The organism is Methylophaga sp. UBA1464, assembly GCF_002325665.1.
Taxonomy (GTDB): Bacteria; Pseudomonadota; Gammaproteobacteria; order Nitrosococcales; family Methylophagaceae; genus Methylophaga.
Map to the genome: position 1 here is coordinate 32,300 of NZ_DCSO01000016.1, position 7,192 is coordinate 39,491.

Annotated in this window: 8 protein-coding genes and 1 pseudogene; 2 read left to right on the top strand and 7 right to left on the bottom strand. The window is 43.1% G+C overall.

Annotated elements, in window-relative coordinates; translation table 11 throughout:
* Positions 1–201: 201 nt before the first annotated feature.
* Positions 202–876, top strand: a complete 675-nt coding sequence (locus tag B3O33_RS01765; RefSeq protein ID WP_292362170.1) for a type 1 glutamine amidotransferase domain-containing protein — start codon at positions 202–204, stop codon at positions 874–876.
* Between the two features lie 147 nt (positions 877–1,023).
* On the opposite strand, the gene B3O33_RS01770 is transcribed toward B3O33_RS01765, so the two are convergent.
* From B3O33_RS01770 to B3O33_RS01800, 7 genes are all read right to left on the bottom strand, one after another.
* Entirely contained in the window at positions 1,024–1,806 is a 783-nt protein-coding gene (locus B3O33_RS01770) for an outer membrane protein (RefSeq protein ID WP_292362169.1), read from the bottom strand.
* Positions 1,807–2,100: 294 nt separating this feature from the next.
* Positions 2,101–2,628, bottom strand: a complete 528-nt coding sequence (locus B3O33_RS01775) for a hypothetical protein (protein ID WP_292362168.1) — start codon at positions 2,626–2,628, stop codon at positions 2,101–2,103.
* A 201-nt stretch (positions 2,629–2,829) separates the two neighbouring features.
* A complete protein-coding gene (locus B3O33_RS01780) occupies positions 2,830–3,414 on the bottom strand; it encodes a DJ-1/PfpI family protein (protein WP_292362167.1) in 585 nt (194 codons plus the stop codon).
* A gap of 137 nt (positions 3,415–3,551) precedes the next feature.
* Positions 3,552–4,229, bottom strand: a complete 678-nt coding sequence (locus B3O33_RS01785; protein ID WP_292362166.1) for a methyl-accepting chemotaxis protein — start codon at positions 4,227–4,229, stop codon at positions 3,552–3,554.
* A 305-nt stretch (positions 4,230–4,534) separates the two neighbouring features.
* Positions 4,535–5,152, bottom strand: coding sequence for a class I SAM-dependent methyltransferase (locus B3O33_RS01790; RefSeq protein ID WP_292362165.1), 618 nt, complete (start codon positions 5,150–5,152; stop codon positions 4,535–4,537).
* Positions 5,153–5,191: 39 nt separating this feature from the next.
* Positions 5,192–5,662 (bottom strand): arsenic resistance N-acetyltransferase ArsN2, encoded by a 471-nt coding sequence (gene arsN2, locus B3O33_RS01795; RefSeq protein WP_292362164.1) that lies wholly within the window; start codon positions 5,660–5,662, stop codon positions 5,192–5,194.
* Between the two features lie 186 nt (positions 5,663–5,848).
* Positions 5,849–6,700 carry a PA4780 family RIO1-like protein kinase gene (locus tag B3O33_RS01800; protein ID WP_292362163.1) on the bottom strand — a complete coding sequence of 284 codons (852 nt, stop codon included), beginning with the start codon at positions 6,698–6,700 and terminating at the stop codon, positions 5,849–5,851.
* A 247-nt stretch (positions 6,701–6,947) separates the two neighbouring features.
* Here B3O33_RS01800 and B3O33_RS01805 point away from each other — a divergent pair.
* A pseudogene (locus tag B3O33_RS01805) lies at positions 6,948–7,192 on the top strand (protein-L-isoaspartate O-methyltransferase); the annotation flags it as partial.

Consider the following 7,192-nt stretch of genomic DNA (forward strand, 5'->3'; position numbering starts at 1 on the left):
GCTGCTGAGAACCCATGACTTTCAGCAACGGCCACAAACTCAATGATTCCTTCAAAACTCTCCATGCCACACCCTATTATTGCTATACAGCAATAGTGTTTATCAAAAACAATGGATTATCAACTTTAGAGAAATATTTTAAAGTGACATCGTGTTAAAACAAAAAGCATTCAAATCACTATCTATCAGAAAGGAATAATCATGAAAAAAATATTAATCCCCGTAACTAACCACGCCACTCTTGGAAATACAGATCAGGCGAATGGAACCTACTCACCCGAATTAACCCATGCGATCCATGTCTTTATGGAGCATGGGGTTGATTATGATATTGCTTCTATTAAAGGCGGCAAAGCACCTATTTATGGCACCGATGTTGAGGATGATGCAATCAATAACGATGTATTAGGCAATGAAGATTTTCAGAACCGTATTAACAACACAATCCCTGTATCGCAACTGAACATTGCTGATTACGATGCGATTTTTTACCCAGGTGGTTTTGGTCTGCTGTCAGATTTACACACCAATGAAAGCTTTGCCAAGCTAGCTGCAACCCATTATGAAAATGGTGGCATTCTTGGCGCGGTATGCCATGGGCCAGCAGGTCTTTTGCCTATTAAACTTTCCTCAGGTGAATTACTGCTTGCCAGTAAATCTGTAACGGGATTTACCCGTGAAGAAGAAATAGATTATGGCACCATTGATGCCATTCCCTTTTTGCTTGAAGAAGCGTTGACCAGAAAATCGGCAAAATTCACCAAAGTACAACCATGGCAAGTATTTGTTATTGAGGATGGTCGTGTGATTACAGGTCAAAACCCTGCCAGTGCCCACGCTGTTGGGGAAGCCATTATCAAACAGCTTGGTGTTTGATTACACTTACCTGGACATCATTTATCCAATGACAACTTAGGGTCAGCGTTAAACGCCGTTTTTGCGTTTCTATACTGACCCTAAGTTTGGATCTTTATAGTTCAAAAACTCTCTTTTGGGTTTTAAAAATAGGAATATCATCTCTTTTTAGAAACGATAAGAAACACCTAAAGACAGTATCTGAGTCTTGAGATCGACTGAACTTTTAAGGTTATTACTCAAAACAGGAAACGATGCGTTATTCACAGCGGCGTTGGTATCCACTTTTCCATAATCGGCGTACAGATATTCACCGCGAATGCTCCAGTTCTCGCTCAATGCATATTCACCGCCAAGGCCTACCACCCAACCAAATTTAGTTTCGCTTTCTGAATCATGACCAGCGGCACCCGCAAGCAGGTCATCTGAAAAAGAGGCATCCAGGCTAAAGCGTGAAACAGCAACACCGGCCGTCAAGTAGGCCAGCCAATTTCTCTCAGCCCAGCCTACACGAGACCGTAACATCGCTTGCCAATCAGACTTTACTGTCATCTCATGTCTAAATTCGCTCACTGGATTTGACTCATAAACCGCCCCGGAGGTAGTTGTTTCATCAAAATCGAAACTGTTAATGTTGGTCTCAATGCCTAAGTACCAGTGGTTATATTGTTTGCCAAAGCCACCGAATAAACCGGCCGTTAATTTGGATTGTGAAAGACTGTTATCTGACTCCGAGGCGATTTGATCAGCATCGGGAGACGAAAAATACGATCCTGGGAAATCATCAGCGGTAGCAGCATCAAATGAGGCACGCCCATCAATAGCCCCCAGGCTGCCGCCTGCATAAAATCCAGACCAGTTAATCTGATTCGTTTGTGCATGAGCGCTTGTCATTACGTTGATGGCACTCAAACCAATAATTCCAATAGCCATCAGTGATTTGTGACGCATAATTCAACTCTCCTTTGTTTAAGTTCTAGGGCTTGTTGATCTTTCGTCTCCACCACTGCTGGCGACTATTTTTGTGTCCGACAAGGCGGAAATCACCCCGTGTAGCCTTCCTACATAAGTGATTGACAACGCAGGTGGGCGCAAAAATAGTCCCAGCCCTTCAGGTTGTGACTGAAAAAGCGCCGGTCTGCGTTGCTCGTCACTTATTTAGAACAACTACAAAAAGCGTTCCTCGTGCCTTGATTGACGCTTTTTCAGCTCACAACAGAGGCGGAAACGAAAGATCAACAAGCCCTAAGGTTCAATGCACTTCCAACGTGTAGTGAACTTATCGGGATATGGACTGCCAGTTTTTATCTTCCCTGCATCCCAATCAACAATCAAAATATCTGGACTATACTCAGTGTTTTCAAAATTACTGCGCATAAGCACTAAAGAATAAGCTGATTCAATTTGAATCATTTTTCCATTGGGAAACTCTTCAACCGGCACTGAATAATGATGATAAAGAACAAATCTTTCGTTACTGGAAGCTTTTCGATACGTTCGTTCAGACAATACATGATAAACAGAGATGGACTCGTCTTTTCGTGATATAGACATTTTCTCCAGCACTTCACCATCTTTCATCGATGGTAAATAGCAATCCAGACTATCTGCATAGACAAAACCCGGGTTAAATATAATTAGTGCAAAAAATACAATTTGTTTTACTTTCATACATGGTCTTATGTGGTGGTTTTTATTGTTAAGGGGAAACTTCCCTTTTATTTTTTCATCGGTCTGCTGCGAGGCCCGGTAATTTAATGAACTTTTTGCCATTTATTCAAGCTTCTCCATAAAGCTCTGTGTGCCACAGGGTAATCCTTTTTCTGCATTTCTTTGCAAAATGTCAGTAACCGCTTTATTTTCTGCCATTGCCAACTTCTCAAACGAGTGATTTTCATTACTTCCCACCACACAATTTAACCAAACATCGTTTCAACAGACAGCTACTTTTTCGCACCATCTTAACTGCTTTTGTTATGCGTTTTTACACCACTCATACTCCATTTGCCTTGCTGTTTTTTCTGCCAGCTCTATGCTGGAAAGTCTCGAAACTAAATGAAGACTCATGTCGATACCTGCTGAAATACCACCCGAAGTAACAATGCTCCCTTCATCTACCCAACGCTGAGATTCAACAACGGTCAGATCAGGATAGGAAGTTCGAAGAGACGTAACATCCGCCCAATGAGTAGTGACGTTTAAGTTAGCAAGCAGCCCGGCTTCAGCGAGTAGAAAAGCACCAGTGCATACAGATGCCACAATCTTTGCGTTTTCAGACGTACTGGATATCCAATTAATGACATTGAGTTTTGCAACTTCATCTTCATGAAGCCCGCCAGCAACGATCAACAAATCGATTCCGGGATGATCTGCAAAGCTGTATTGTGCATTGATGCTATAGCCTGCCCTGGCAATCACCGGATGATTTTCCTCCGATACCAGAAAGGTATTAAAGATGTTTTTCGGATGAGATAACCTGCTTGCCGTCGAAAAAACCTCAAAAGGACCAGAAAAATCCAGAACTTCTGCGTTTTGGTAAATATAAATTCCTACATTCAACGCAACATTCTCCAATACAATCAATGGGGCCAAAACTATAGATAAACATTAAGATGCTAAGTTATCGATCGTTGTCTATTCTGAAAGACCGCTTCCCACTCGATTATGTATAGGTGTATTTTCTACCTGGACGAAGATTACTTAAGCAGTGCGTCAAGTTCTTTGGTCAATCGGGTGATTTCAGCGGTGGCCTGACCCGTACGCTCGGCCAGCTTTTTTACTTCTTCTGCAACGACAGCAAAACCTCGACCGGCATCTCCGGCCCGAGCGGCCTCAATACTGGCATTCAGGCTAAGCAGGCGCAGGGTTTTCAGCATATCCAAAATGGTGTGCGTTTGTTTGACGATATCCGAGCTATGGCTTTCGACTTCTTCCATTCTGGATTGACGTTCCAGTTCCTGCATTTTCCGGGCCTGTATATTAGTCACCACACCTTCCAGAAACGCCACTTGGTTGTCATCGTCAAAGACCGGGCCACCCTTTTCATTCACCCAAATGGGCTCACCCTTTTTGCATTTTAAACGGTAGTCAACATCCCAGTTTTTATGCTGTTCAATAGCTGCCGCGACGGCATCATCGACAGACTGCGCATCCTCTTCGTGGATCAGGTTCACATACGAGTTAGCTTTGTTGCCAACCAAGTCTTGTTGTTTATACCCGGTAAGCTCCTGCACATTGCCGAACATGTTCAGCATGGTGTAGTCATCGTCCATGCGACAACGATACAGAAAGCCGGACATACGGCTGGAAATACTTTCAAAGATATTTTGGTCATCTGCTGGGGTTTCGTTGGGAAAGGCATCACTACTGCTCATGGGGTCTCTTCTGTTAATAGAGGTTAATAACGTCCGCATAAAGCATGCGAGCTATGAACATCGCCTTTGACGCGTTTGTTCTGATATCGAAATCAAGGAGTCAGCCATGGACCAATCTCCACGAAACATGCAAAGTTAACAATAGATCAAATTTCTAAAGAAAGGAACTCACATCACATGATTATGAATCAAGTTGGCTGACCCTTGATTTTTAGGGCAGACTTGTGCCGCGAAGTGGCGGAAAGGCCGTCCCAACAACGAAGGGTCGATAACAGCTGATTGTTAGCTTTAACCCAACGTCTTAACTAGCCTTTTCTAGCGACTATGAATACCGATTCATGGCTAGTCTGCCATTCACGTTCAATTGTAAAGCCTGACTCCAACAATTTGGAAATAAGCTGGCGCTTTGTGAATCGACTGACATAAGGTGCTAAACCAAGGAACTGCATGCCAGAGATCAGCCATCGAAAAAATAAATTTATTTCTGCTATTAGCGACGTACTTGAAACAAAAACACCATCGTTTTTTAAAAGTCGATAAACTTTAGCAATCGCACCATCTACATCTTCCAAAAGATGCAACACATTTAGTCCCAACACAGCGTCGAAACTCTCATTTTGGAAAGTTAGACTGTCTAATGTACCCTGCTGAAAAACCATGTTCTTTACTCCTGCTTGGATCGCTTTTCTCTGAGCCGCTTCTATCATCTTGTCAGATATATCCGTAGCAACAATATGTTCCACATAAGGCGCATGAAAAATTGCGGTGGCACCACTGCCGCAACCGAACTCTAGCACCTTACAATCCGGTCTCAGGAATTCTTGGGTAATTGCCAGTTTCTGCTGATACGTAGCTTCATCTTTAATGGGACTTTTAATATACTTTTCTGCAGATTTGTCCCAAAACTTCTTAGAGTCTTTCATGGCCCATATATTCCAGTATTGCCCCGGAAAGCTAACGTCCTAATCAACCGATACGTTAACGGTCGGCTGAATTAGATTGTTAGCATTCAATTCCTTGTACATAAAGGTAGCCGACGACGGACATAAGCCAACGAACTGAGCAGTATTTGCTATAGAAACCGGAGCTTGAGTTCGAGGAATTACCTGGTAACCGAGCTGTGAAAAGAAACCGGCTGCCGTTGTTGTGAGAAGGTAAAGGGATTTAATACTTCCTTCATATGCCCATGTCTCTGCCTTAGCCGCCAATTGTTTGCCGTAGCCCGCTTTGCGACAACCTTTTTCCACTACCAAAGAACGTAATAAGCCGACATTTTCATATATTTCTATACCCACAACACCTATGATGTGCACACCTTCGCACCCCCTGAAAAATTGCGTCTGATTTGAACTGTGCAGGTCTGAAATTGGAAGCTCTTCACCTACTAAAAGTGTCTCAATTTCATCATTCAATTCGATTGGTTCTATATTCATACTTTTTGACCGCTAACGATTAATGTAAGGGCGTTAGTTCAGATAGCACAAATCGGCAAAGTCTTGCCATGTCGTTACATCCATGTAGCGATAAGATTTTAATTAAATTATTACATCAATTTACGGAATCAAATTAAATCAAGGGTCATCCAACTTGATTTCTTCTCAATTTATTATGGTTAAACCTTAGTCATCTTTATCCCGTAACCACAATTGTCTTTCCTGTTCTTCCGCCAGTATCGCTTTGATTTCCAGCAGTACGCCATCCACATCCGCGGCTTGCGAGTCTTCTTCAAACAGGCCGGTGAGTTCTGTGTCTGGCAGTAATTCGCCATTCTCAAATAGTGACCATATTTCTTTGTCGAAGTGTGTTTTGCGTAATTCTGGTGCGAATTGAGCATAATAACGCGTCATATTTTGCACATCACGACTTAGCATCGCTTGTGCATTATTATTTGCCACCGCATTCACCGCCTGAGGGAGATCGATAATCACCGGGCCATAGGCATCGACCAGCACATTAAACTCTGATAAATCGCCATGAACTAAACCTGCACAGAGCATTTTCTTCACAGAATGCATGACCATCATATGATCTTCGATAGCTTGCTCGGCAGACATGGATACATCATTGAGACGAGGCGCGACATCACCTTCCTCATCCGTTATCAACTCCATCAATAACACGCCATTCATGCAATCATAGGGTTGAGGTACTCTCACACCGGCACTGGCAAGCAAATACAGCGCATCGACTTCGGCATTTTGCCAGGTTTCTTCTTGCTGCTGACGACCAAATTTAGAACCTTTTTCCATCGCCCGGCCCCGGCGACTGTTACGTACTTTTCGTCCTTCCTGGTATTGAACAGCTTTTTTAAAGCTACGCTTGACCGCGTCTTTATAAACCTTGGCACAGCGTATTTCATCACCGCATCTCACGACATAGACATCGGCTTCTTTGCCACTCATTAAGCGACTAATCACCTCATCCACTAAGCCGTCATCAACCAGTGGTTGAATTTGTTTTGGTATTTTCATTATTCGGTTTTTATCGCTCAAACGTATCCAGTAAAAGATACCGTGCAGTATAAACTACAGCCGCTTGTTTAAAGCGTCACATCAAGAGCTCAGTCACTGGCCTTTTGATTTTAAATGGCTGAAAGCTGTCTGGTAAATTAGTGGCGATTCAGACATACTCGATTAATAATGTCTGACCCTTGATTTCTTCATAGTATCTTGAAATAAAAGAGCTATTTCCAAGCTAAACAGGCTGGAGTGATGAAAGATGAATATGGGATACGTATCCAGTACGGCGACTGGCATCTTGTTGCTGATTCTATGGTCTATCGGGCTGAGTCCGAGTTTAGTGCTCGCGGCAGACGATTTCCAGCAGCAACGTGAAGAACTGATCGAACAAATTCGGGATGATGTGCATACCAGCAGTGCCGTCCTGGGCAAATCCCGGCTGGATGACAACGTATTAAAAGTCATGGCAACTGTGCCACGACACGAGTTTGTTCCGGATAAGCA